The sequence below is a fragment of the Jeotgalicoccus sp. FSL K6-3177 genome (assembly GCF_038050175.1).
GTDB lineage: Bacteria > Bacillota > Bacilli > Staphylococcales > Salinicoccaceae > Jeotgalicoccus > Jeotgalicoccus nanhaiensis.
In genome coordinates this window covers 702,835-728,765 of sequence record NZ_JBBOSK010000001.1, presented here as the reverse complement: position 1 = coordinate 728,765, position 25,931 = coordinate 702,835, and the positions used below count along the sequence as shown (strand labels likewise).

At 42.0% G+C, this 25,931-nt stretch carries 20 protein-coding genes; 4 read left to right on the top strand and 16 right to left on the bottom strand.

Annotation, left to right across the window (positions count from 1 at the left end):
• Positions 1-88: 88 nt before the first annotated feature.
• On the bottom strand, positions 89-2,677 hold the full coding sequence (gene clpB / locus MHH58_RS03715) for an ATP-dependent chaperone ClpB (RefSeq protein WP_341345074.1): 2,589 nt from the start codon (positions 2,675-2,677) through the stop codon (positions 89-91).
• 162 nt (positions 2,678-2,839) lie between these two features.
• Between clpB and MHH58_RS03710 the strand changes: the two genes are divergently transcribed.
• Positions 2,840-3,664 carry an undecaprenyl-diphosphate phosphatase gene (locus tag MHH58_RS03710; RefSeq protein ID WP_341345073.1) on the top strand — a complete coding sequence of 275 codons (825 nt, stop codon included), beginning with the start codon at positions 2,840-2,842 and terminating at the stop codon, positions 3,662-3,664.
• 48 nt (positions 3,665-3,712) lie between these two features.
• Here the strand turns inward: MHH58_RS03710 and MHH58_RS03705 are convergent, their stop codons facing one another.
• On the bottom strand, positions 3,713-4,009 hold the full coding sequence (locus MHH58_RS03705; protein ID WP_213810032.1) for a metal-sulfur cluster assembly factor: 297 nt from the start codon (positions 4,007-4,009) through the stop codon (positions 3,713-3,715).
• Positions 4,010-4,144: 135 nt separating this feature from the next.
• On the opposite strand from MHH58_RS03705, the gene MHH58_RS03700 reads away from it, so the two are divergent.
• The 3 genes from MHH58_RS03700 to MHH58_RS03690 are packed head-to-tail and all read left to right on the top strand — an operon-like array spanning position 4,145 to position 7,161.
• Positions 4,145-4,966, top strand: a complete 822-nt coding sequence (locus MHH58_RS03700; protein ID WP_115885939.1) for a Cof-type HAD-IIB family hydrolase — start codon at positions 4,145-4,147, stop codon at positions 4,964-4,966.
• A 13-nt stretch (positions 4,967-4,979) separates the two neighbouring features.
• Positions 4,980-5,822, top strand: a complete 843-nt coding sequence (locus MHH58_RS03695; RefSeq protein WP_341345072.1) for a DegV family protein — start codon at positions 4,980-4,982, stop codon at positions 5,820-5,822.
• Between the two features lies 1 nt (position 5,823).
• Positions 5,824-7,161: a CoA-disulfide reductase gene (locus tag MHH58_RS03690; RefSeq protein WP_341345071.1), complete on the top strand. Its 1,338-nt coding sequence runs from the start codon at positions 5,824-5,826 to the stop codon at positions 7,159-7,161.
• A gap of 46 nt (positions 7,162-7,207) precedes the next feature.
• On the opposite strand, the gene MHH58_RS03685 is transcribed toward MHH58_RS03690, so the two are convergent.
• The 14 genes from MHH58_RS03685 to MHH58_RS03620 form a co-directional block, all read right to left on the bottom strand.
• Positions 7,208-8,641, bottom strand: a complete 1,434-nt coding sequence (locus MHH58_RS03685; protein ID WP_341345070.1) for an alpha-amylase family glycosyl hydrolase — start codon at positions 8,639-8,641, stop codon at positions 7,208-7,210.
• A gap of 162 nt (positions 8,642-8,803) precedes the next feature.
• Positions 8,804-9,190: a DUF1516 family protein gene (locus MHH58_RS03680; protein ID WP_115885943.1), complete on the bottom strand. Its 387-nt coding sequence runs from the start codon at positions 9,188-9,190 to the stop codon at positions 8,804-8,806.
• 54 nt (positions 9,191-9,244) lie between these two features.
• A complete protein-coding gene (locus MHH58_RS03675; protein WP_135096000.1) occupies positions 9,245-10,135 on the bottom strand; it encodes a fumarylacetoacetate hydrolase family protein in 891 nt (296 codons plus the stop codon).
• 50 nt (positions 10,136-10,185) lie between these two features.
• Positions 10,186-11,292, bottom strand: a complete 1,107-nt coding sequence (locus MHH58_RS03670; protein ID WP_341345069.1) for a DUF418 domain-containing protein — start codon at positions 11,290-11,292, stop codon at positions 10,186-10,188.
• Positions 11,285-14,740, bottom strand: coding sequence for a helicase-exonuclease AddAB subunit AddA (gene addA, locus MHH58_RS03665; protein ID WP_341345068.1), 3,456 nt, complete (start codon positions 14,738-14,740; stop codon positions 11,285-11,287). Before addA ends, MHH58_RS03670 begins: the two co-directional genes overlap by 8 nt.
• Positions 14,733-18,212, bottom strand: a complete 3,480-nt coding sequence (locus MHH58_RS03660; RefSeq protein WP_341345067.1) for a PD-(D/E)XK nuclease family protein — start codon at positions 18,210-18,212, stop codon at positions 14,733-14,735. Before MHH58_RS03660 ends, addA begins: the two co-directional genes overlap by 8 nt.
• A 71-nt stretch (positions 18,213-18,283) precedes the next feature.
• The gene (gene lepB / locus MHH58_RS03655; protein ID WP_115885948.1) at positions 18,284-18,814 is read right to left on the bottom strand and encodes a signal peptidase I; all 531 of its coding nucleotides are present in this window, start codon (positions 18,812-18,814) and stop codon (positions 18,284-18,286) included.
• A 12-nt stretch (positions 18,815-18,826) separates the two neighbouring features.
• Positions 18,827-19,426 carry a TVP38/TMEM64 family protein gene (locus MHH58_RS03650; protein ID WP_341345066.1) on the bottom strand — a complete coding sequence of 200 codons (600 nt, stop codon included), beginning with the start codon at positions 19,424-19,426 and terminating at the stop codon, positions 18,827-18,829.
• Between the two features lie 112 nt (positions 19,427-19,538).
• Positions 19,539-20,327: a tryptophan synthase subunit alpha gene (gene trpA, locus MHH58_RS03645; protein WP_341345065.1), complete on the bottom strand. Its 789-nt coding sequence runs from the start codon at positions 20,325-20,327 to the stop codon at positions 19,539-19,541.
• A complete protein-coding gene (trpB, locus tag MHH58_RS03640; protein WP_135096014.1) occupies positions 20,320-21,528 on the bottom strand; it encodes a tryptophan synthase subunit beta in 1,209 nt (402 codons plus the stop codon). Before trpB ends, trpA begins: the two co-directional genes overlap by 8 nt.
• Positions 21,528-22,139 (bottom strand): phosphoribosylanthranilate isomerase, encoded by a 612-nt coding sequence (locus MHH58_RS03635; protein ID WP_135096016.1) that lies wholly within the window; start codon positions 22,137-22,139, stop codon positions 21,528-21,530. The genes trpB and MHH58_RS03635 overlap by 1 nt, the downstream gene beginning before the upstream one ends.
• Positions 22,129-22,905: an indole-3-glycerol phosphate synthase TrpC gene (gene trpC, locus MHH58_RS03630; protein WP_341345064.1), complete on the bottom strand. Its 777-nt coding sequence runs from the start codon at positions 22,903-22,905 to the stop codon at positions 22,129-22,131. Before trpC ends, MHH58_RS03635 begins: the two co-directional genes overlap by 11 nt.
• Positions 22,902-23,945 carry an anthranilate phosphoribosyltransferase gene (gene trpD, locus MHH58_RS03625; protein ID WP_167753332.1) on the bottom strand — a complete coding sequence of 348 codons (1,044 nt, stop codon included), beginning with the start codon at positions 23,943-23,945 and terminating at the stop codon, positions 22,902-22,904. The genes trpC and trpD overlap by 4 nt, the downstream gene beginning before the upstream one ends.
• A 706-nt stretch (positions 23,946-24,651) precedes the next feature.
• Entirely contained in the window at positions 24,652-25,896 is a 1,245-nt protein-coding gene (locus tag MHH58_RS03620; RefSeq protein WP_135096022.1) for a Glu/Leu/Phe/Val family dehydrogenase, read from the bottom strand.
• Positions 25,897-25,931 lie beyond the last annotated feature (35 nt).

The following is a 25,931-nucleotide window of genomic DNA, read 5'->3' as shown; positions in this document are numbered from 1 at the left end:
CCGACCCGCCCTAGCAATCAGCGCCATCCACCCCCAAAAACAACAAAAAACCTCCTGAAATCAAAGTTTCAGGAGGTTTTCATCTTACTTACTCAATATCGAATACTAATTCATCGTTTATATAGTCTGCTTTAATATGCAGTCCTTCTGTCATATCGGCTGCAATGAGTTTTCTTGCGAGCGGTGTTTCGATATGTTTTTGAATAAACCGTTTCAGCGGACGTGCGCCAAACTGCGGTTCATAGGCGCTTTTAGCTACCCAATTTTTAACGCTTTCAGTTACTTCTAGAGACATGTGCTGTGCAGCAAGCCGTCTGTTTAAGTCTGCAATTAGACGGTCGACAATTGCGCCCATATTTTTCTGAGTTAGTGGACTGAACATAACAATGTCATCCATCCGGTTTATAATTTCAGGTTTAAAGTACTGATGCACTTCACTCATGACGATATCTTTCGTTTCATCGCTCAGTTCACCGTCGACAACTACTGTATCGAGCAGGTGCTGTGACCCGATATTCGATGTCATGATAATGATTGTGTTTTTAAAGTTGACGCTGCGGCCTTTGGAGTCAGTCAGACGGCCTTCATCAAGGAGCTGAAGCAGAATATTAAATACATCGGAGTGCGCTTTTTCCACTTCGTCCAGCAGAATAACTGAATACGGCTGGCGGCGGATTGCTTCTGTTAATTGACCGCCTTCTTCGTGGCCGACATATCCCGGCGGTGCCCCGATCAGTCTTGAAACCGAATGTTTCTCCATATACTCACTCATATCAATACGGATCATATGTTTTTCCGAGTCGAACATCGTTGCAGCGAGTGCTTTCGCAAGTTCCGTTTTCCCGACACCTGTCGGTCCTAAGAACAGGAAACTCCCGATTGGTCTGTCCGGATCTTTAATACCCGCACGAGCTCTGATAACAGCATCGGCAACGAGATCAACCGCTTCGTCCTGGCCGACCACACGCTCGTGAAGTATATCCGATAATTTAAGCAGCTTATCTTTTTCTGTTTCGACGAGTTTCGTTACCGGGATACCTGTCCACTGGCTGACGATAAATCCGATTTCCTCTTCGGTTACGACTTCTCTGATAATACGATCTTCATCGACTGAATTTTCCATTTCTGTTTCGTATTCAGCGAGTTCTTTTTCAAGCTGCGGCAGTTTGCCGTGGCGGAGTTCCGCTGCACGTTCCAGCTCATAGTTATTCTCCGCTTCTTCCAGTTCCTGACGTACTTTATCGACTTCGGCACGTTTGTCATTCACTCTGCCGATTTGTTCTTTTTCTTTCTCTACTTTGTTCTGCAGTGTTGCCTGTTCTTCTTTAATATCGCTGAGTTCTGTCTGCAGTTCTGCCAGACGATTGGCTGATACTGTATCTTTCTCGCCTTTTAAAGCTTGCTCTTCAATTTCAAGCTGCATCACGCGGCGATTAATCTGATCCAGTTCAGTCGGATTAGAGCCCATTTCTGTACGGATTGTCGCACTGGCCTGGTCCATGAGATCGATTGCTTTATCCGGTAAAAAACGGTCGGTAATATAACGGTCTGATAATTCTGCCGCCGCAACAAGCGCACGGTCGGTAATTCTTACACCGTGGTGCACTTCATAACGTTCTTTCAGTCCGCGGAGAATTGAAATCGTATCTTCGACGTCCGGTTCAGGCACCTGAACTTTCTGGAAACGTCTTTCAAGTGCAGAATCTTTTTCAATATACTCCCGGTATTCATTAATCGTTGTCGCACCGATACAGTGCAGCTCGCCTCTTGCGAGCATCGGTTTCAGCATATTTCCGGCATCCATCGCCCCGTCCGTTTTACCGGCACCGACGAGCATGTGTATTTCATCGATAAAGAGAATAATCCTGCCGTCGGATTCTTTAACTTCTTTTAATACTGCTTTTAACCTTTCTTCAAATTCACCGCGGTATTTCGCCCCCGCTACAAGTGATGTTAAATCGAGTTCAAATACTGTTTTGTCGAGAAGGCTTTCGGGCACATCTTTACGCACTATGCGCTGAGCAAGTCCTTCGACGATTGCTGTTTTACCAACACCCGGCTCCCCGATTAAAACCGGATTATTCTTGCGTTTACGGCTCAGTATCCGAATCGTATCGCGGATTTCCTCATCCCGGCCGATTACCGGGTCTACATTGCCGTTTCTCACCTCTTCGACAAGGTCGCGCCCGTATTTTTCAAGTACTTCATATTGGTTTTCCGGATTTTGTGTTGTCACATGATTTCCCCCTCTGATTTTCTTAATGATTTCTGTAATAATGTCCGCTTTATTTCCAACTGCTTCTTTTAATATATTATCTTCTTCAAGAGCTGCTAAAAGCAGGTGCTCCTGGGAGATAAACGAATCTTCCATGGCAGTCATCTGTTTTTCCGCACTGCTGTACAGCCGAGAAAAACCGCTAGACATATAGACACCGTATTCAACGCTGTCTCCGGTTACTGCATTATAAGTTTTTAATTTCCTGTCGTATTCTTTAATAATATCTGCTGTATTAATGTTTGCACGTTCCAGTATATCTGCACTCATGCTTTCATCTGCTGTCAGCATAGCTTTTAATACTGCTTCCAGTTCAATGGACTGCAGCTTAAGCTCAACTGAATACTGCTGTGCACGTTCGATAACGTTTTGTACTTTTAAAGTCATTTTATTAATATCCAATTTACTTCACCTCAGCTAAGTAAAATTAAGGTCATAAATGTTTGACCTTTTTTGACCATAACTTAATTATACTCTTTTTCTTCTTTAAATCAAGTAATTAATAGCAATATTGTCGAATTTATCATATATTTATTGATGGATATTTAAGGAGGAATTTTAAAGTTGGATATTATCACTACTATTAAATATGTATTTCTTGGTCTTCTCCAGGGGCTTACTGAACCGATTCCTGTGTCATCAAGCGGACACTTGGTCATTGCACGTGAACTGTTCGGCATTGAAGCTTCGGGCCTGTCGTTTGAAATATTTTTAAATACAGCTTCGCTGATTGCAATACTCGTTGTTTACCGAAAAGATATTATCAGTATTCTTCAAAATTTATGGAGATTTGTTTTTAAGGGTGCAAGAGATAACGACGCAGTGACCGATTTTAAATATACAATTTGTCTTATTATTGCTACGATTCCGGTCGGCGTTGCGGGTCTGTTATTAAAAGATGTAATCGGCGACAATATTTCTGTTGGTTTCGTCGGCGTTATGCTGTTATTTACCGGTCTTGCGCTCTGGTTTATTAAAAATAAACGCGGAGAAAAACGCGACGGTGACATCACTGTTAAAGACTCAATTATCGTGGGTCTCTCACAATGTATTGCTTTGACACCCGGGATCAGCCGCAGCGGAGCGACCCTTGTCGGTTCTATTGCAGTCGGCTTAAGTCAGAAGAATGCACTGCGTTTTGTATTCCTTTTATATATTCCAGTTTCTCTCGGTACAGCTTTGCTTTCTGTCGGTGACATAGTAAACGATCCGAATATGAATACTTTATGGCTTGCCTATCTGCTCGCCTTTATCGTAACGGTTATCGCAACATACTTTGCAGTTAAGTGGCTGCAGAATGTTATGGAAAACGGCAATTTGATTTATTTTGCTTATTATTGTTTTGTACTCGGCGCATTTTCAATCCTGTATCAGTTAATATGGGCATAAAAAAGACCGCGAAGAATATCTTCGCGGTCTTTCCTTTTGTAAATAGATTTAGCTGACGCCAAGTGCGATTTTTGCATAGCGTGTCATTTTGTCCTTATCCCATGGCGGGTTCCAGACGATTGCTATCTGCACATCTTTGACTTCAGGCAGTTCGAGCAGCGAGTGTTCTACCTGTCCCATAATTTGCGGTCCCATCGGGCAGCCCATTGAAGTTAAAGTCATTTCCACACCTGCGTTACCTTCGTCATCAAGGTTTACACCATAAACTAAACCAAGGTTCACTATATCTATACCAAGTTCGGGGTCAATAACATTCTCTAACGCACCGTACATGCTTTCTTCCATTGCTTTATCCAAACTTATCACTCCTTACTGTAGTGTATGTACCATAACTATAACAAAAATTATACATTCAATAAATATAAATGCTATTATTAAGAAGAAACATTTTAATTAAACACATACAAAAGGGAGATTTATATGGACAAGCATTTAATCTGTTTAGATTTAGACGGCACTTTGCTGACGGATGAAAAGACAATTACTCCGTTCACAAAAGAAGTGCTTACAACACTTAAGCAACAAGGGCACGAACTGATGATCTCTACCGGGCGTCCCTACCGGGCAAGTGTTCCATACTATAAAGAATTAAAAATGACGACTCCTGTCGTTAACTTTAACGGTGCATTTGTTCACCATCCGACCGATTTCAATTTCAAGATAAAACATGAAACTCTCGATCTTGATGTTACTAAAGAAATTGCAAAAAAAGTACCGGAACTCAATATAAAAAATATTGTTGCCGAAGTTAAGGATAATATATATATACACTATCACGACAGCGTACTGTTTGATGCTTTTAAAATGGGCGATCCTAAAATCAGCGTCGGCAATTTATACGAAACTGTAAATGAAGATGTCACAAGTATTCTCGTACAGGCTGAAGAATCTGAAATGCCTCACATACGGCAAACGCTTGATGAACTGTTTGCGGAAGTTATCGAACAGCGCCGCTGGGGTGCACCTTATCCGGTCCTTGAAATCATTAAAAAAGGTATCAATAAAGCTGTCGGTGTCGACTACGCCAGAGAGTTTTTAAATATTCCGGCGAACCGCACTATCGCTTTCGGTGATGAGGATAACGATACTGAAATGCTTCAGTATGTTGAGCACGGTGTTGCTATGAAGAATGCCATCGACGACATCAAAGGAATTGCAAACTACGTTACTGAAACAAACAACAACAATGACGGCATTGGTCATTTCCTGAATGACTTTTTTGACCTGCGCCTGAAATCTTAAGGGGGAAATAGTTATGAAACTTATAATCGACAGCTGTTCAGATCTGTCTCTCAGTAAAGCACAGGAACTTGATGCTGATGTTTTACCTTTAACGATACAGATTGAAGATAAAAGCTACCTCGATCAGCTTGAAATTACGAGTGAGGAAGTGATTCAGGCTATCAAAGACGGCAAGCGTCCGATGACCAGCCAGCCGAATCCGGATGCATTTGAAAAACTTTTCAAAAAATATACTGACCAGGGTGAAAGTGTTATTTACATCGGGTTTTCAAGCAATCTGTCAGGAACATTCCAAAGTGCTGTAATCGGCCGTGATCTAGTGCTTGAAGAAACACCTGACGCCGATATTACAGTTATCGACACGCAGTCTGCGAGCTACGGTGCAGGACTGATTGTCGAGCGGACAGCCGAATATATTGCCGAGGGAGATGACAAGGAAACGATTATCTCGAAAGTGAAGTCGGACCTTGAATATATCAGACATCTGTTTACAGTTAACGATTTGAACTATTTAGCTGAAGGCGGCCGTTTATCTAAAGGCTCAGCCTTTCTCGGCGGACTGTTAAACATTAAACCGCTGCTTCATATTGAAGAAGGGAAGCTGGTCCCTCTCGAAAAACACAGAGGTATTAAAAAAGTATTCAAACGCATGGTCGAACTTGCAAATGAAGAAGGTGCTTCCGGCCATGGACATATCGTTCATGCTGATGCAGAGAAATCTGCAAATGATTTAAAAAAGCAACTGCTTGAAAAGACCGGTCTTCAAACAATTGATATTTCCAGTATTGGACCGACAATCAGTTCACATACAGGCGACGGCACCATCGCCCTTTTCTATTTTAAAGACGGTAAATAATATGACTAGAGTTATAGTAGTTGGAGGTGTAGCAGGCGGTGCCACTGCTGCATCTCAACTCCGCCGTTTAAATCCCGATATAGAAATCGTTATTTACGAACGCTACCGGGACATCAGTTACGGTTCCTGCGGCATGCCGTATTATATCGGCGGCGATGTTGAAAAATGGGACAGCCTTACGAATATGACACCTGAGAAATTTAGAGATAGAAATATTTTTGTGAAGACGGAACACGAAATCACTGCTGTAAATTCTAAAGAAAATACAGTTACTGTATACGATAAAAACAGCGATACAGAGTTTACCGATTCGTATGATTACCTAATTTTATCTCCTGGAGGCTCACCGAAAAAACTACCTGCAGTAAAAGATGCAGCACAGACATTTTCACTGCATAAACTGGCAGATCTGGATTATATCGTGAAGTTTATAAAAGAGAATAATATTAAAGAAGCTGTCCTTGTCGGTTCAGGATATATTGGACTCGAAGTTACCGAGAACTTAACGAAGCGGGGCATTAAGGTCACAATGCTTCAGCACGATGAACAGATTTATAAAAATATCGAAGCGGATATGAACGGAGTACTTTATGAAGCCATGACCGAACAAGGCGTCACGCTGAAACTGAATACGGAAATTGACTATGTTGATGGCGGTAAAGCAGTATTATCAAAAGGTGAAACAATCGATGCACCGCTCATTATTACAGGTGTCGGCATCACACCGAACACAAAGTTTTTAAACAGCTCGAACATTACTTTAAAAGACGGTCTTATTCCTATTAATAAAAACGGACAGACGAATATCGATAATATATATGCGCTCGGCGATGCTGTGATGACTCACTTCCAGCATGTACCTGAGATGAATATCCAGTCCGCCCTGGCCTGGCCTGCTCACAGACTGGCCCATATTATTGCAAACCAGCTTGCCGGAGACCGTTCAATTACACACGAAGGCCTGCTCGGCACAAACATTGTGAAGTTTTTCGATTACAATATTGCGACTTTCGGTTTATCGGAAAAAGATGTCGCTGAAATTCCTCACTTTACAGTCGATCAGAAACAGAAAAATAAATCCGGCTATATGAAGGATGCCTCACCGATTCATATACGAGTCTACGTCTCTAAAGGCAGCGGACTTATACTAAGAGCTGCAGTCGTCGGGACAGAGGGTGTTGATAAACGTATCGATGTCTTATCGGCCCATACCCGTCTCGGCGGCACGGTATACGACTTAATTAATATCGAAATCGGATATTCACCGCCTTTCTCCAGTCCGAAAGATGTAATTAATATGATCGGTTATAAAGCGATTGAAAAAGCTGAAGACTTATAAATATTAAAAGCCGCATTCCGTTGAAGGAGTGCGGCTTTATTGTTATTTATTTTTCTCTGTCTTTCATTCTTTTTGCTTTATTTTTTCTGCTGCGGCTCGCTGCCACCCAGACAAAGACTGCAAATATACCAAAGATTAAAACTGCTGCGTATAAGTATCCATTGTTAAAGCCTGCTTCTTCAATTATCGAATACAGTTCTGTTTCTTCTCTGTCGAGCACAGTGATATATTCTCCATCATGCGGGCGAATCATATCTCCAATGAGCATACCGCTCAGTACTTTCCCTTCTTCTTCAGCTGTCTGCTCCATCGTATTACTTTTTGTTTCAGCTGTATTATTTACATTCAGTATGTAGTCCACATCAGCTGTATAATATTTAACCAGATACTGCCCGTCTTCGTTTAATATCGTCTCAGTTTCTGATTCCGGAGCCAGCATAATTTCGTGATTCCTGTAAACTACAGCGATATTCTCAAGATACTCAATAACTTCCTTATCGCTTCTGAAATCCATTTGCGGATGCACTTCCGGATAGCTGCTGCCGTTAAAGGCAACTTCTGTGCCGTATGTCATCGCACTCGGTCCGCGGTAGGCGTATAAATAGTTCGCCAGCTGTTGTATTCTCGTACCCGGAAACATATTTTGTTCTGCAGCACTGTGCGTGAATCTTTCTGAGAACCAGTGGTCTGCCATAATCAGCTGTTCATCTTCCGGAAATTCGGGAATTTCCTGATCAATGCCGCCGTATGTCTGTGCGAGATCAGCTCTGAATCCTTCTCTCGCTATAGTGTCAAACCCTTCAGCGGTTATTTCTTCAGTCGATAAAATCCCGTAAGTATCAATATTTTCAGGTAAAAATTCTTCAGCATTCAATCCATCCTGATTCACAAACATGCTGATACCGTCAACATCGTAAGTATCTGTAAATTCCTGAACCATTGCACGGTATGTTTCCTGGTTGCCGGCATCATTCAGGTCGATAATCTCCCGCCCAATATCTTCATAATATTCTTCCTGGATAGTATTAAATGCGGGAGTTTCCAGTGCTGTATAATCGTCTGTTGCAACAGCCGGCATATCGACAATGACTTTTAATTCAAGTTCATGAGCTTCGGCAAGCAGGTTTTCAAAATCTTCCGGACTGCCGTAGGCTTCAGAAATAGAGGCGTAATCTGTAACATCGTAGCCGAGATAATCATCTTCGGCACGTTCTGCCACCGGCGACAGCATAATTGTATTAAAGCCCATATCCTTAATATACTCGAGATACGGAACGATGCCGTCAAAATCCCCGCCGAACGGATAATAAGGATCTCCGTCTTCTGTTACGCCAACGTCATTTGACGTATTATTATTTAAAAAGCGGTCGACAGTAATCATATAAATTCTGTCATATGTATTCTCTTCGGCTGATACTGTATGACTGCTCATAAACAGCACTGCCAAAATCATGCTCACAAGCGCTAGTATTCTCTTCATAATTTTATCCTACCTTTTATTCGTATAGTAATCAGTATACTAAATTTCAGTTCTTTAAGACTCCGTTTCACTAATTGTTCATAAATTTTATTTTAACACAGAACATATAAAATACCGGCCCGTTAAAATTTAACAGGCCGGCATTAAGATTATTCATTTGTTTTAGAAGCTCAGCATACCTAGAGGCAGCATTGCACCCATAATAACTGTCGCAATAATAAGTACAAGACAAACAATTAAAAGCCCGGTCGCTTTTCTGGAGTTTTTCTTCAGTCTTACAATTGCCATTTCCATAAATCCAACTGAAAGAATACCAAGCAGCGCTTTAATACCATACTGCATGTGCGAACCTGCATTGCTGATGCCTTCCATATTACCGACGTAAACCATAATCCCGCTGAATAATACAAGCAGATAGAACACTCTCAGCACCATGTGCAGAATAAATGCCGGTTTGTTTTCAGCAGTATTATTCTTTTTGTACATAGCGTAAACAGCTATAAATAATATAAATGAAACAATAATAGCTGTCAGGTGTAAATGTAACATCGTCTGATTCCCCCTCTACATTAATGTTTCCTGTAGTAGTATATCATGGAATGTTTACTCAATGTGTGTCGTTAATGTTCCAATTCCATCAATTGAAACACGTACTGTATCTCCTGCTTTTAAGAAGCCTGTCGGATCCATGCCCGCCCCGACTCCTGCAGGGGTACCTGATGCAATAACATCTCCCGGCTGCAGTGTCACATATTTCGACAATTCTGCAACGAGTTCATCAATCTTTCTTACCATTAATGAAGTGCTGCCGTCCTGACGGATTTCATCGTTCACTTTAGTAACGATTGTCGTGTCCTGCGGGTTTGGAATTTCATCTTTAGTAACGATATAAGGTCCCATTGGAGTCGCCAGACTTTTCGATAAGAATGCCTGTTTGTGTGATTTCTGCAATTCCCTCGCTGAAATATCATTGACAATCGTGTAGCCGTAAATATAATCATAAGCCATCGAGCTGTCTATGTTTTTTGCTTCTTTCCCGATAACGATACCGAGTTCCCCTTCATAATCCAGCTCTTCTGTTACATCGCTGTAAGAAGATATTGTATCCTCATCACCGACGAGACTTGAGTTTGCTTTTGTGAATACATACAATTCAACTTCGCTCTTCATCTCTTCAGTGTGCGCTTTAAAGTTGCGGCCAAAACCGATTGTGTTATTCGGCGGTTTAACCGGCGCCATAATATTAATATCTTCAAACGGTGCCTTGTACTTATTTGCATTATCAGATGCTTCTGCACTTTCAACAAGCTTTCTGACAAGTTCCTGAAAATCCAATGTGTGGTACTCAGTAATACCTTCGAGCAATGTTCTCGGATAATCTTTAACATCACTGAAATCCTGGAATAAGAGCGGAATAATCCATGCACTGTCTTCACGTTTTACTTTGACACCATAATAATTCTTGTCTTCATATTCAAAAGTTAAAAATTTCATTGGACAATCTCCTTTGTTTTCTTTCATACAGTATAACAAATATTATTTAATTATTCCCGCTTCATTTTCTTATTTGTCTGAAAAGTCTGTTCTAGCGCCTGAATATTATAGGCAGCCATCAGATTTGCAAAGATAATAAGTAAGATATAGATTGCTGAAACGATGAAAAGCAGCATTTGGATTGAAATCTGTCCGTACATCGCCATACCAAAACCATAAAATACGAACATCATCAGAATATTGAATAATATATAGGAAGTTAATCCGTATTTACCCAGATTGTAAAACAGCTTAAACACCGGTTTTGGAACAGCGTCAGCAATATAGACAAGTATCATAAAATAACCGATTGCTGTAACAGGTCCGCCGAAGCCTTCACCAAGGGTTTCTCCTGTAATTGTACCGAGAGAAAGCACCTGCAGAAGCTTTACAGCGATACCGCCGGCGAGGAGCACCATAATGATGCCGCCGCTTATATACGGACTGTCTTTAATGAAGCCCGTAAAATTTAATTCTTTTAAGGCAATGCCGAGAAGCACTGACGGCAGAATTACAAAAACTGCGTTAAATATTCCGTCTGTGCCGATTCCTGTCAGTATATCAATATTCATATTGACCATTGCCAGATAATCCGTGCTCCTGTAGGTACTGATAAATTCATTCACCTGCTGAATACCTGAATACATGTGCTGAATATTGGAGTTCAGTCCTGTAATAATTTCAAGCACAACATTAAACATTAAATGCAGCGCAAATAGTATAAGCGATGCGGCAAGTGTTATAATCCAGTGGCGTCCCACAAATATTAAACCGATAAATGCCATTAGGATTACAAAAGGCAGCTGGTCAAAACCAAAGATCAGGACAGCATTCAGACTCAGGAGTACAAACGCAATGACAAGTACCTTAACCAGATGTTTTTTTCCTGTATAGCCGTACTGGCTGAGAAGATAGCCGATTATAATACTGATAAGCGGTATAACAGAACCGCCAGTAATAATATCGACGATATTAAAAACGTTCAGATCCCCGCCGAAGAAATATTCGAACGGATTGATTTCATTAAGCGGCATCATAAAATACTGCCCGCTGTGTATAAATAGTAAGAACAGCGACACTCCGCCGATAAAATATATGTTTCTATTTGAATTATTCAACTGGAATCGCCCCATAATCAAAAAAGTAAAGCACGGCTGTTACCGGCTTGTTAAGTGATGCCATTGCTGATTTCTTGTAAATATCCATCTGCGTACTGTATCTTTCACGAAGATCTTCATTTGTTAAATTCGTTCCTTTAACACGGTCTGTCTTGTAATCGATAATAATGTAATGATCTTCATATTCTAAAAGACAATCTATAATACCTTGAACAATCTGTTCGGGATGCTCCGCATAGCCGATTGCTTCCTGGCTCATTATAAAAGGCAGCTCCGTATAAATCCCCTCTTGTTCATTCAAAAGATCATTCATCATCTTATCATTGAAGAACCGCGCTGCATTTTCCTTCATCTTTTTAATATGCATCGTACTGAGAAGTTCATAATTTTCACTGTAGTTATCGATGAGCGTATCAATATAGGCGGTTTTTGCACTGTCCTTCATGACGCTGAGCGTCTGCCACTGGTGTATAATATGCATCATCATTTCGTGCATAATCGTCCCGAAAACCGGCGCTTCCAGCGAATTCTGAAGAAAATTCGGCTCGCGCAGATTTACTTCGCTTGTATGGCTGATAAACTCCGCGCCATCCGGAATCGTTTCATTTCTGCGTTTAATGGAAGTGACCGATTCCTTAGTTGTTACTTCGGTATCATCAGTATCGGGATAAGTATAAAATAACCGTTCCCGTACTTCCGGGATAATATCTGCTTTAAGCGCATCGATATCTTCGAGATCTGCGTATTCCGTCCGCTCATTTTCTTCCCCGGCCCGAAATTCTGTTTCCTTAACTTCAATATATGGAACCTGTGCCTGCATAACGACAGGCGCTAAAAAGTCCATGGCCGATTTCAGCTCCGCGCGTCTTTCAAAAGAAGGTTTTTCCATACTGCTGAAGTCATACTTATATTCCGCTTCACCTTTAAACATCAGCGGCAGATACAATTTCTCCTCCGCTCTTGTCAGCGCAACGTAAATCAGCCTTAATTCCTCACTCAGCTGCTCGATATTCAGGAAATCATTAGCAGCGAAGCCGTGAATACTGTCGTAATGGTAGTTCAGTTCATCATTAAAATTGTTAAAAACAATTCCAAGTTTCGGATGAACATAAACACGTGTCACTTTAGTGAGCGTATAGTTCTGTTTCAAATCGGCATAAATAACATGTTTAAACTCGAGCCCCTTCGAGCTGTGAATGGTCATCACACGTACCGCATCATCTGTATTCTCAAGTGAACCTTCTTCACCAAAATCCTTACCTTCGGAAATTAAGAAATCAATGTAGCTGATAAACTGATATAAGCTTGTATTATTCATCGATTGAAATTCCAGTGCTCTGTCAATCAGTCCATTCAGGTTAGCCCGTCTTGCTGAACCGCCGGCCAGACCGCTGAAAAATTCAAGTATATTCAGCTCAAAAAATATTTCCGAAATGAGTTCCGGCACACTTAAATATTTGGCATGAAGTTTAAGTTCACTAAACGTACTGATGAATTCTTCAGTTTTCCTTAATATATTTTCGTCACCGCTGTATTCAGTCAGAGCCTCGTATAAATATTTTTCTTCGGAAGAAATGCGGATTTGAGCAATTTCCTCCTCGCTGAAACCGAACATCGGCAGCCGCATCACACCTGCCAGATGATCATCCTGCAGCGGGTTGTCTATAAGTGATAAGATGCTCCGCATCGTTAAAATTTCAAACGTTTCAAAATATCCTTTATTAACGTCGATGCTGACAGGAATATCCGCCTTCTGGAATTCATGGCGCATGACGTCAGGCGCTAAGCGGTTTCTGTTTAAAATGACGATATCCTGATAAGCCGCGCCCCTTTTATACAGATCCTGCACGAGTTTAACAATCTGTTTAATTTCAAGCTCATCCGCTTCCCCGGATTTTAAACTCTTATCGTATATAACCGGCAGCACCTCAACAGGCGATTCGGGTTCTGCTGCCTCGATACCTTTAATCAGTTTTTCTTCATCCGTGTAATCAATTTCTCCGAGATCTTTATCCATAATATTTTCAAATATTAGATTTGTGGCATCGAGGATTTCTGCGCGTGAACGGAAGTTTCTGTTCAGCTGAATGAGTGTACCGCTGCCATCTTTATTAAAACGTTCGCTTTTGTCGATAAATAAATCCGGGGCAGCCTGTCTGAAACGGTAAATAGACTGTTTAACGTCACCGACCATAAACAGATTGCCATTCTCTTCTCCTCCGGACTTTAAGAGCTGGATAATCGCTTCCTGCACCCGGTTAATATCCTGGTATTCATCAATCATAATTTCTTTGAACTGCTCTTTGTAGCGGTTCGCAATTTCTCTGTCATCCGCAGTTAAAATATCAAGCGCATAATGTTCATAGTCGTTGAAATCCATCTCCCCTGCCGACTGCTTATCTTTCTTGTACTCGCTAATTACGTCCATGGCAATGCTGATCAGCTGATTATTCATGCCGTTCAGCGGACTGAGTTCCGCTCTCACATCTAAAAGCGTGTACTGCTTCAGCTTGCCGAGTTCCTGATACAAAGCGTTTGCAGGCTTATTATAGCGTTCATTTAAATCATTGCCGAAAGCTGCAGCACCTTTAATAAATGCATTTGTGCCTGTGACAAGTTTTGCCGGCGGAAGTTTAAAGTACCCTTCACGGCTGAAAGACTCGAGTGCCTGCAGCACATACTTGTGCATCACAGCCAGTTTTTCGTAGGCATCATCAACCGCTTTCTCTTTTAAGTCCTCATCGCGTTCGGCATTATCATACTCCGCTTTAAGCGTATAAAGATCCTCATCCAATTTCTTTAATTTACGGCCGATAACTGCTCTATAGCTGTCCAGAATCTCCGTCAGTTTATCCTCTGATATATACTGGTCAAACATGCTTCTTAGAAAAAGATCGGGCTCCTTCGTGGCGACTGCAACATGATAAAGGTCTGAGACAAGTTTATGAAGAGCAGCGTTATCCTTATTGCTCGTCACAAACTGATCAAGCTTTAAAAAGTCCTCATCAGCATTAACGTAAAATTGCTCCAGCACATTCGTAATTACTCTCTGCAGACGGATTTCCGACTCGACCTGGCCGAGTGTACGCATATCAGGCGGCAGTCCGATTGCATTATAATGCGTCTGGATTAAGTACAGACAGAAACTGTGCAAGGTCGATATATGCGCATCGTTCAGTTTAATAATCTCTTCGTTTAAGCGCGGATCAGGCGTTTCATTATAAGTCTCGCGGAGCGCCCGTTCGATTTTATCCTTCATATCTTTTGCGCTCTTATTAGTAAACGTTGAAACGAACACTTCATCTATAGAATAATTACCTTCGATAATATTCTGTTTAATCCGTTCAACGAGCACTGCTGTTTTCCCCGATCCCGCAGCTGCGGATACTAAGACATCCGAGCCTTTCGTCTCGATCGCTTTAGTTTGAGCTTCGGTAAATTTAACCATCGTGAACCTCGCTTTCAAATGCTTCGATATCCTCGTCCGTAATACGGTTCGTCCGGTAATCTTCCGCATTGATTAATTTATCTATATGGCAGGCCGCTTTAAAATCACAAAACTGGCACGGCAGGCCGCCGTTTGTATCGATCGGGTTCGCAAGCGTGTGCCCATCGTAGATTTCATCTGTCGCAGTTTTAAACTTCTCCATCACGTAAAGAGAATAATGTTTGAACATTTCTTCCGACAGCACCCGTTTTTTAGAATGACTGTTAAAAGTACCGTCTTTTTTCTCCTGCAACGGGAAGTATTCATTAATATTTTCAGTCTCTTCAATTAAATTTTCAAGCCCTTTGTTGCCGTCAATATTCGATACAGTGCTGTCTGCAACGAACAGACCTTTCGGTTTCAAAGCACTCTGGCGTTCTTTGTGTGCTTCATCTGCATCTTCTGCTTTAACTTTCGGTTCGTTAACATGGTAAAAGAGCATCGAGTTCGGGAAAATCTCACCGCCGAGCAGCTCTTCTGCTCGCTCCATCAGCACGTACATATACGTAATAATCTGCAGTTCGACGCCGTTCAGCACATCCGCCTTTCTTAAATCCCGGGCGCTCGATTTATAATCGATAATATTGACATACACTCTGCCGTCTTTTTTATACGTATCCACCCGGTCTATTTTACCGCGCAGAATAATTTTCTTACCATTTGGACTGGTGAGAATCAGCTCGCCCAGTTCATCTGATTTTTTGCCGAATACCGCTTCGATCAGCGTCATTTTATAATTGCCGAGCTTTTCAATATCTTTCATAAAGAGCAGGGTGGTCGTAATCGCCTGCACTGCTTTTTCCTTCAGCGATAAATAGTATTCCGAGCGTTCAAATATGCCGTAACTGATCGTTCTGAGTACCGTATCCACCGCATTTTTTACCGTACTTTTAATAATGTCATCATCGTGCTGCAGCGTCATCCCGAGATCCGCCGCAACTTTTTCCAGTGCATTATGGTAAAGGTTACCGATTTCAAGCGGTCTTACCGTATGATTCTGTCTGACATTGAGCTTCAGGCCGTAATTTGAGAAATGCTGGAAATTACAATTGAAATATGACTGAAAGCGCGACACACTGGCTTTCATTTCTGAGCCGTACAGCGCTTCTGCGGTCGCGCTGTTAATTTTTCGCGCTTTATTATCATAAGTCAGGTTTCTGGTCAGACGGTTAATTACCGCCTGTCTGTCTCCCGATTTAAGCAGCTGATAGACAGAGATAAAGTGTCTGTACTGCGGCACACTGCTTAAATCATGAAGATATTCTTTGCCCGTTGACATCAGCTGGCGGAGCTTAAAATGTTCCAGCGCTTCCATGCTGCGCAAGCTTGAAATCAGCCGGATTGAGTTTTCCACGTCGTAATGCGCCGTTTTCCGGTAAGTAAAGTTCAAGACCCGTTCATCCTCAGCCGGCAGAAATTCTGCAACAAACGGGCTGATTTTAGTCGCTTCTTTGTTTTGCAGGGTCGATGACCAGCTGATAAACAGTCCTTCTGTCGGACGTGTGACACCGAGATAAAAGACAAAGCGTTCATCCTGTGCAAGTGTTCTTGCACTTGGTGACAGCGTAATGCCTCTCGTTCCGAGAACGAGTTTTTCTTCATCTGTCACTATCGTCGTGCTGCGGGATTCCTGGGGCATTACATTATAGTTCATGCCTATTATAAAAATATATTTTTTATTTTCCACTTTAGCAAGGTCGAGCAAACCGACAATTACCTGGTCTATCGTTGCAGGTCTCGTATTAAATGTGGCAGTTTTCAAGCCGTCTATAAACGTTTCATAAAACAGGGAGAACTCGGTTTCCTTATCTTTGAAAACTGTATAACTGTCGTCCAGCAGACGGATGAATAAATTATAAGACTGCTCAGTTTCGTTTCTCAGACGGACGTCGGTTTCTTCGAGCTCATGTATTTCATCTTCCAGTTTAGCTAATATACCGTTATCCACGATAAAGCTGTAAATTGACGTAATATAATCTTTTACCTTTGTCCCCTCATCCAGAGACTTGAAAAATTCCCTGAGCCGGCTGATTTGTTTATTTTTATAATCGATCATTTCGCTCAGAGATTCAGAATTATCAATCCGGTCAATCATGCCTTCTGCATCCAGACGGTATTCAATCTGAAAGCGTTCATCGTCGAACAGTTCAGTACCCGTCAGACCGCGCTCGATAATAATATTTTCGAGATGGGCAAGCAGTTTATCGTCGTCTCCGCTGTTTAAATAGCCGGTTTTCAGGACATTCAGGAATGACGAACTCTGAAAACGGCTTTTATAACATTCAAGCAGGGCAATAATAAGCTGGATAAAAGGGTTGCAGTGCATATAATGATCGGCATCCATATGATAGGAAATGTCAAATCTCTTAAATGTTGTTTTTATATATTCCTCATAAGCCGAATCCCGGTAAAGAATACCGATATCGGAATATTTAGCGTCTCTTTCCCGGACCAGCGTTTCAATATTTCTTGCGGTTTCAATGACTTCCTCCTGCACAGAAGGTGCCTCAGTAATAGTAATACCATCGAAGTTTGTCATTTTTTTACCGGTTGTAATATATTTCTCAAGCTGGGTCAGGCCGGTGCGTTTTGCTCTCAGAAATTCGTCATCGAAATGCCGGAATTCTACATAATGCTCACCGAACAGTTCCTGCAGCCGCGTTACCACCGCTTCAGTTTTTCTGAACAGGAGAACATCCCTTACCGCCTGCTCACTGTCATCTGATTTACGGTGCGTTAAAAGCAGGTTAATCTGAGCCACTTTTTTTTCAAGCGCATAGATTAAAGCAAATTCGCTTTCAGTAAAGTTATGAAAGCCGTCGATATATATCGTCGCCTTATTTAAGGTGCGTATATTGTCTGTCCGGCTGATATCATCGATAAAATTCTGAATCATATTTAAATCTTCTATATTATATTCCGCAATCTGTTCACTCCATCTGGAATATATTTTATTTAAATCTTCATATTTTTCCGTCGTTCTGCCTCTCTCAAACTGCAGGTTATTTAAATCTTCAGGATTAACGTTGTAAGCTCTGAATTCTGTAATCTGCTCCAGTACTTTTTCTGAAAATTTTATATAGCCGCCGGATGTCTGATAGTAATTTAAAAATTCTTTCATATCGTTCATCAGCTTATGCATGAACATAACATGGCCCGCCTCGGACAGAGATTCTTTTTCGGGCTGTCCGAGTTCGTTGTAAACATGCCACATCAGACGCGTAAAACTGAAGACGCTTGTCCGCATACTGCCGGTAACTAGACCATCTTCCGGCTGGGTAATCAGCTGCTCATAGCTCAGCGTGTTCTGCGTCGGCGTAACGATATATATATTCGAACCGAGCGGTGAATCTTTCGTCAGTTCTTTTATTTCATTAAACATACTGCTTGTTTTACCGGTACCGCTCGTACCGGTCCATATGGTAATCCCCATACATTATGCCTCCCCGCTTGAATAAAGGAGATATTAGATTCTCTAATATCTCCTTTTGATAATATTTATAATTAAAAATCAATAGCAATCTCATTCAGAGGCCAGAATCTCAGCTGTACTTCACCGATAATTGCATCCTCTGTAATTAAACCGAAGTCTCTTGAATCACGGCTTATCGGACGGTTATCCCCGAGTACAAGATAATGCCCTTCAGGAATGGTGTCTCCTTCAACGCCGAGATCACTGAGAGTAAAGTTATCCATATACGACTCACCCTGATGCACCACGTAATCTTCCTGCAGCGGTTCGCCGTTTAAATAAACTGTTCTGTCAATCATCTCAACAGTGTCGCCGGGTACGCCCATAACACGTTTAACATAAGCCGAATCTTCCCCTGAGTTGAAGACGATAACATCGTCCTGTTCGATATCTGTTAGATCATATATAAATTTGTTAACGACGACTCTGTCGCCGTCTTCCAGCGTCGGATCCATACTGAGCCCGTCGACTGAAAATGAAACGAAGAGAAATATTCTGATTACAGCAATTACAGCGATTGCGATTATTATAGCAACTGCCCATTCGCGGATTTCTTTTGCCAATTACGACACCTCTTATTTTTTCATTTTTCTTTCCAGGTACTTCTGATACCATTTGGACAGAAGATAAAGTACTGCTAAAAATACCAATGAGAGTATAAGTTTTACCGGTGAGTCAAAAAACGAAGTTATGTCATAACCGACGAGTGTCATCGATAATATCATAATAAATTTCGACGCTAATAATATATATAAGTATACATGTCTTCTGATATTAGATAAAGCTGTGATAACGTTCACGACCGATGATGGTGTAAACGGCAGCGACAGCAGAATAAATAAAAATGTAAATCCCCGCTCATCGATGAATTTAAGCATGCGGTTAAGTTTTTCATGTTTTTCTATATATTTCTGAGCCGGCTTTCTGAACAAGCTGCGGACTGACAGAAACACTAAGTAACTGCCGGCAACACTCGCAGTATAACTGACAAGAAAACCGATAATAACACCGTAGGAGTTAATATTTAAAATAACGATGACTACCAGCGGCAAAAACGGCAGAAAAGACTCGATAAATACGAGCAGAAAACCGATGATAAAACCCAGGTCTTCAAATTTTTGAAATAACGTTTCTATTCCCTGTTCAGTCGTTAAAAGATCAATTAATTCATTCAAGTGTTTTCCCTCACTGTAAAAATACTAAAAGACTATATTCGTAATATAGTCTTTTAGTATAGAATATCAAATTATTTTCACTTATTATAACACGATTAATGACGATTTATCGTTATTTAGCATGACCCGCATGTTTTTTCGGAATCAGATTTTTAATTTTTTCTTCTTCGCAGCGGTGAAACATTTCCACAATTTCTGATCCGACGATCACTCCGTCGCAATGTTCACCGAGCGCTTCGGCAGCCTCTGCAGAAGTAATGCCGAAACCTGCACAGACAGGCACCCCGGCTTTACTTTTAATGCGTTTCAGATTTTCAAACACTTCTCCGCTGTAGCCGGCTCTTTTGCCGGTCACTCCGTTAACTGTTACCGCATATATAAAACCTTCAGCTTTGTCTAGAATATGTTCGAGCCTCTCGTCTGACGTCGTTAAGGTCGCGAGACGGATAATTGCAATGTCGGCAGCGTCAAGTTCATTTTTGAGCTCCGGCTCTTCCTCGAGAGGAACATCTGGCACGATTACTCCGCTGACACCGGATGCTTCTGCATCTTTTGTGAACTCCCGGAGGCCATAATGAAATACTGGATTATAATAAGTCATCAGCACATACGGCACCTTGATATCATCTTTAATTTCGCGAAGCTTTTTGAGAATCTGACGGAGGCTGACGTTTTCTTCCAAAGCACGGATGCCCGCCTTTTGAATAACAGGACCGTCTGCTGCCGGATCACTGAAAGGAATGCCGATTTCAATCAGATCCACCCCTGCGTCTACCAGCGTTTTAATCTTGTACGGAAGTGTATCGAGGCCGCCGTCTCCTGCCATAATATATGCAATAAACGCTTTATCATCCGTTTCCTTCAGCTTCGCAAACATTTCTTCTATACGCTTTTTAGTCATTTTTTCCCGCCTCCAGTTCTGCTTTAACCATTTCAACATCCTTATCGCCTCTGCCTGACAGTGATACGACAATAATCTCATCTTCAGGAAGCTCAGGCGCAATTTTCATTACATAGGCAAGCGCATGAGAACTTTCAAGCGCCGGAATGATACCTTCGGTTCTCGATAATTCCTGGAACGCTTTCAGCGCTTCTTTATCAGAAGCGTATTCATAACTCGCACGTTTCGTATCGAACAGGAAACTGTGCTCCGGCCCAATGCCGGGATAATCAAGTCCCGCAGAAATTGAGTGCGTCCCCTGCAGCTGGCCGTTGTCATCCTGCAGCATATGCATTTTTGCACCGTGGGCAATACCTACAGAACCACGGTTGATTGCAGCTGCGACTTTATCGCTGTCAATACCGTTGCCTGCTGCCTCGACGCCGATTAATTCAACATCTTTATCTTCAATAAAATTATAAAACATTCCCATCGCATTGCTGCCGCCGCCGATACAAGCAACGACTTTATCCGGCAGACGCCCTTCTTTGTCTAATATTTGAGCTTTTGCTTCTTTTGAAATAATACTCTGGAAGTCACGCACTATTTGAGGAAAGGGATGCGGACCGAGCACCGAGCCGATAACATAATGCGTATCTTCCATATGCTGCACCCAGTATCTCATCGCTTCGTTCACCGCATCCTTAAGCGTCGCTGTTCCCTGGTCGACTGTAATCACTTCTGCACCGAGCAGTTCCATTCTGAATACATTCAGTTCCTGGCGTGCAGCATCTTTTGCACCCATGAATACTTTACACTCCAGCCCGAGCAGGGCTGCGATTGTTGCGGTTGCAACACCGTGCTGGCCTGCGCCTGTTTCTGCGATGACCTTCGTTTTACCCATATATTTAGTCAGGAGTCCCTGGCCGATTGCATTGTTAATTTTATGTGCACCGGTGTGGTTTAAATCTTCGCGTTTTAAATATATTTTCGCACCGCCAAGTTTTTCGGTCAGCCGTTCTGCATAATAAAGCGGATTCTCCCGGCCGACGTATTCTTTCATCAGGTAATCAAATTCACGCTTAAATTCGGGATCTTCCTGTGCATTTTTATATGCTTCTTTTAATTCTTCTAAAGTAGCAATTAACGATTCTGCCACGTAAGTGCCGCCGAACTCGCCAAACTTGCCGTCTGTGCCGGGATATTTATATGTTTCTATCATTATATTTCACCTCTGATAATTTTTATAAAATCTGCAATTTTTTTTGAATCTTTGACACCGTCTGTTTCAACTCCGCTGGAGACGTCGATTAAAGCAGGTGCTACCGCAGCTGCAGCCTTGCCGACGTTGCCGGGATTTAAACCGCCTGCGAGAGCGAGTCTTGATTTATCAATCTCACTAAGCGGCAGTTCGGACCAGTTAAAGGCAACACCGCTGCCGCCGTAGTACTTTTCTCTAGGGCTGTCGATCAGTATATATTCCGCAGGGAAATCGAAGCGTTCTTTGTATGATAATTTTGAGTTTGAAGGAAAGGCTTTGATAGCACGGCTTTGATACTGTCCGACAAAATCTTTATCCTCATCTCCGTGAAATTGTATATAATCGAGTCCCGCATCGTTTAAAGCCGCCTCAACTTCCGCTTTTGAAGGATTAACGAAAACACCGACCGTTTTAATACCTGTTCCTTCCAGACTGTCTGTAATTTCTTTAACTGTATCAAGACTGATCCGGCGTTTGCTCGGTGCCAGCACCATGCCGATAAAGTCCGGTCTTTCCTTAGCAACAAGTTGGGCTTCTTCGACTGTTTTGATACCGCAGATTTTAACTTTCATATACTTTACCCGCTTTCAGTTCCCTAATTTTTTCTTCGATGCTCGCTGCACGCATTAATGATTCCCCCACCAGCATGCCCGATGCGCCTGCAAGCTTCATGCGCTCTGCATCTTCTCCAGTATGAATGCCGCTTTCGGCGATGAAATGAATATCATTTGTACCGTATTTCCGGAGCAGATTCTCTGTATTGCCAATATCGACAGTAAACGTTTTTAAGTCTCTGTTGTTGATACCGATAATTTCAGGTGAAATTTTGAGTGCACGTTTCAATTCCTCTTCGTCGTGCACTTCAACGATAACGTTTAAATCAAGTGAACTCGCGTAATTGTAAAGTTCAGACAGAGCATCATCATCGAGGATGGTCACGATTAACAGAATAATATCCGCACCGTGGTTATAAGCCCGGCTAATCTGCCTTTTATCGATAATAAAATCCTTGTTCAGCACCGGGACATCGACTGTTTGGGCAATGGTTTCCAAGTCATCAAAGCTTCCTTTAAAAAACCGGTTTTCTGTCAAAACACTGACGGCATCTGCACCGCCTCTGACGTATGATTCCGCCTGTGTGAGAGGGTCCATGACCGCATTGATATCGCCTTGTGAAGGAGAGGCGCGTTTTACTTCACTGATTAGAGCGATGCCGTTATCCCGGTTAAAGCCCGCCGTAAAGTCCCTCGGTTTTTCTCTTGTAATCAAATCGACTTCATCCGGATATCTGAGCAGCTCTTCTTTTTTTACTTTCACAATGTCATCAAGTATCGTCATTTGCCTGCCTCCTCATTGTTTTTAATTACTTCCTGAAGCTTAGCGTATGCTCTGCCGGATTCCACTGCTTCTCTTGCTGCCTGAATACCCTTGCTGACAGATTTTGCTTTGTCAGCCACAAAGAGTCCGATACCTGCGTTTAACAGTACCGTTTCCAGCTGTGCGCGGGTCGCTGTGCCCTGCAGCACTGCCTCCAGAATTTCCTTATTCTCCCGGCCGTCCCCGCCTGCAATATCGCTTTTGTCGCACAGTGTTAAGCCGTAGTCCGTCGGATCAATCACAACTTCTTCTATTTCCCCGCCTCGTAAAAATACGAGGTGATTATCACCGAGCAAAGTCGCTTCATCCATATGCCCCGCACCGTTCAATACAACGGCATTTTCACGTCCGAGACGCTTCAGCACCTGTGTGATCGTAAGCAGTTTTTCACGATCGTATATGCCTAAAAACTGATAATCAAGATTCAGCGGGCTGATGCACGGTCCGATAAAATTAAATACTGTCGGACGTTTCAGTGTCTGTCTGACTCTCATAATTTGTCCCATCTTCGGATGTACATGCGGTGCGCTTAAAAATGTAATATTTGATTCGTTAAGTTCGTGTGCCACTCTTTTAGCATCAAAGTTTAAATTCACACCAAGCGACTGCAGTACATCTGAACTTCCAGTCTTGCTTGTCACACTCTTGTTGCCGTGTTTCGCAATTGTTACACCGCAGCTTGCGAGGACAAAAGCAGAGGTCGTCGATATATTGAAACTCTGCGAGTGGTCTCCGCCCGTGCCGCAGTTATCCATGATTTTATCGTTTACGTTTGGAATATCTTTCGCATAAGACTTCAGCACTTCGGCAATCGCTGTAATTTCATCCACTGTTTCACCTTTATCACTTAGAGCGACGATAAAATCCCGCAGCTCGTCATCTGTTACTCCACCATCTAGAACTTCAGTAAAAAATTCGTACATTTCTTTATATGTTAAATCTTTTCCATTTTCCACTTTCGCTATCGCTGCTTCAGTTACCGTCGTAATATTTAATGTCATAATATATTCCTCCTTAAAATTAAAAATCCTCCATGACATATTGTCATGGAGGACGATGTTAACCGCGGTACCACCTCTGTTGAAGCTTTCGCTTCACTCTAATGTATAACGGCATTACCCGGGCAGAATTTAAAACTGGAACCCAATTCACTGCAGAACACGCTGCCGGTTCCCACCAAATCCGGCTCTCTGTGAAACGTAAAACTGCTGCTACTATATCCATCTGCTGATATTAAATTAACATAAAAAAATTCCCGTACTTAATATAAAAATATTAAGGACGGGAATCCGCGGTGCCACCTGTATTGACCGGTTAAAACCGGTCCGCTCATGAAAAATTATATTTAATTAATTGTTTATAAAGAAGTCCATTCACATATATGAAATACCGGTTCACAGCGCCACCGGCTCTCTTTGAAATCAATATATGGTACTACTCTTCTTTCGAATTGATTTTAATACTAACAAGATAAAAATATAAATGCAAGCGGTAAATTCAATTTGTCTGAAAATTAAGTCTTAATAAATACGCGGAAAGCTTTATATCACAACGTTTACCGGGTGTAACAAATCTTTTAAATTCTTTTGTATTTGGGACTGAGTTAAAACAGGTCTGCAATGAAAACAGCTCATTGGTGAGGTAAGCTTCTATCTCCAATAAAAAAGACAAAACCTATAAAAAGGTTTTGTCTTTAAAATAATTTTTTTACGCCCATCCGCGGTAGCGTGAAGCTTCTGCGGTGCGTTTAAGACCTACGATAAATGCTGCGAGTCTCATATCGATTTGGCGGTTGTCGTGCAGGTCATAGATTTCGTTAAATGCAGCAACGAGTTTTTCTTCCATTTTCTCGTTTACTTCATCTTCACTCCAGTAATAACCCTGGTTGTTTTGTACCCATTCGAAATAAGATACTGTTACTCCGCCTGCTGATGCAAGTACGTCCGGTACAATCAGAACGTCTCTTTCAGTCAGGATGCGTGTCGCTTCAGTAGTAGTCGGTCCGTTAGCTGCTTCACACAGAATCTGCGCTTTAATATTCGGAGCATTTTCCTCAGTAATCTGATTTTCAATTGCTGCCGGAATAATAACGTCGCAGTCTAATGAGAATAATTCATCGTTTGATAACACATTGTCAAACAGATTTGTCACCATGCCAAAACTGTCGCGGCGTTCTAATAGATAGTCAATATCCAGACCTTCGGGATCGTGAAGTGCACCGTTAGCATCTGAAATACCTACGATTTTCGCACCTTTGTCGAAAAGGAATTTAGACAGGAAACTTCCTGCGTTACCGAATCCCTGAATGACAATACGAATATCTTCTATCTTCATATCGCGTTTCTTAAGTGCTTCTTCAAGACAGATTACAACACCGAGTGCTGTCGCTCTGTCGCGGCCTTCCGAACCGCCGAGCACCAATGGTTTACCGGTAATAAAACCAGGTGAGTTGAACTGGTCAATTGCGCTGTATTCATCCATCATCCACGCCATAATCTGCGAGTTTGTGAATACGTCAGGTGCAGGAATATCTTTAGTCGGTCCAACGATTTGAGATATCGCACGAACGTAGCCGCGTGATAATCTTTCAACTTCATCCATGCTCATTTCACGCGGGTCACAGATAATCCCGCCTTTCCCTCCGCCGTAAGGCAGATTAACAATACCTGCTTTTAGTGTCATCCACATAGATAATGCTACAACTTCATCTTCTGAAACGCTCGGGTGGAAACGCACTCCGCCCTTGGTAGGACCCACTGCATCGTTATGCTGTGCACGGAAGCCTGTAAATACTTTAACTGACCCGTCATCCATTTTTACTGGAATACGCACTTTTAATGAACGCAATGGCTCTTTAATCAACTGATACATATCATCATTATAACCAAGCTTATCCAGCGCCTCTTTGATGATTCGCTGGGTAGATTCAACTAAACTAATTTCTTCTGACATTTTATCCGCCTCTTTTTGTAACTGTTTTCAATTAA